This window comes from Ruegeria sp. CDSA021, assembly GCF_059612325.1.
The window spans coordinates 1-1,358 of the sequence record NZ_JBXWQJ010000052.1 but is presented as its reverse complement, the minus strand read 5'-3'; the positions used below and the strand labels follow the sequence as shown (position 1 = coordinate 1,358).

Sequence of the window (1,358 nt, the reverse complement as noted above, 5' to 3'; positions counted from 1 at the left end):
GGGGCATTTCTCGGGTATCGGTGACCCAAGAGCATGTCGTTGTTCCATGTTCTGATGAGCTGGCTGGGGTGGTAGGAATCCTTGCCGTCCGATGATTGTTATCGGCTTTTTAGCGAAGCTCGAGAAACTGGGGCGGTTTCGGGGGCATTTTACCGCTAGATCGACCGTCCACTGGCGCTGACGGCGTCCCTAGGACTGGACCGCTGACGATCGGTTCCGGGGGCTGAAGACTAGTCGCTGGTGCTGGTGGGGGCGGAAACTTGTACTGGCGCTCTGTGTCCCAGTTCACAGAACCTCTCATTCATCCAGGTTAACGTAAGGTCATCAATGGGAGGTCGCAATGCTTCGTAAGGCTTCAAATACCTGGCACACTCGCACCGAACACGCAGTGACCATGATACACCCGGTTGTGCGTATCTTGCGTCATTGCACCCAGATGCAACGCCAAGTGAACCGCTACCACTGAATTCGAGTGCGGGTAGGCCGACCGGCTGACGACTGTTTGTTGGCATTGATGAAGTGGCTGACCGTTGGCGCAGAAGCGGACGTTCGAGCGGACAACGGCGAAGGACCGTATCGAGCCCACTTTGACCGATGCTGATCGATGCCCCAATGACAGCGATGCGTAGAAAGCGGACTTTGCAAAGTTTGGAGTCCGACCCAAAGCCGACTTCCAGCAGCCGATCCAGTCGCTGTAGCCATAGCCCGAAATGCTGTCTTTCGCCGCACCAATGAGTTGAGATGCAAGGTGAACTGGCACAACGCCGACAAAGCTGCCTGTTCCCCGGATCGATTACTACTAAGGCTTCAATTTCTGCACGGAAAACGACCCCAAACCTGTTCAATAAACGTCTTGCCATGGTTCGCAGGAAAGTAAGCTCAAGCCGCGCTATCTGTTCGTCAGTCAACCAGAATAAATTGCTCATGAGAAACCCCCTGAAACTCAGCAGCTTGAAACACGCACCCGAGAAGGTGGAAACCAAATTAGTGGGTCCGCAATCTCTGATCACTACGCGGATTTTTGGTCTGGTTATGACTTGTCGACAATATGAACCTGTTTTTGCGGTAGCGGTGTGGACACACCTTCAGCATCAAATGCCTTCTTTCCTTTGTCTATGAGGTCCCAATAGACAGTCCAATAGTCGGCGGTTGCCACCCAAGGTCGACAGTTCAGGTTAACGGATGACTCGTCAATAGCAGCCATAAAAACTGACGGCGCAGGAGTTTCCATAACTTTTTCATGGTTGGCGCAGAGATCCATCAGGATAGACTTGGCCTTATCGACGTCGTGTCCGTCGTCAGGGATTTTGGGACAGATGGCCGCCTGATCTAAGAGAGGGTCTGGCTCAACTGGTTGT

1 protein-coding gene is annotated in these 1,358 nt (G+C 53.1%); it reads right to left on the bottom strand.

Features of this window, described 5'->3' with window-relative positions; all coding sequences use genetic code 11:
• Positions 1–1,030: 1,030 nt before the first annotated feature.
• On the bottom strand, positions 1,031–1,358 hold a 328-nt coding region (locus AC2FLD_RS22450; protein ID WP_496674562.1), incomplete at its 5' end, for a mechanosensitive ion channel family protein.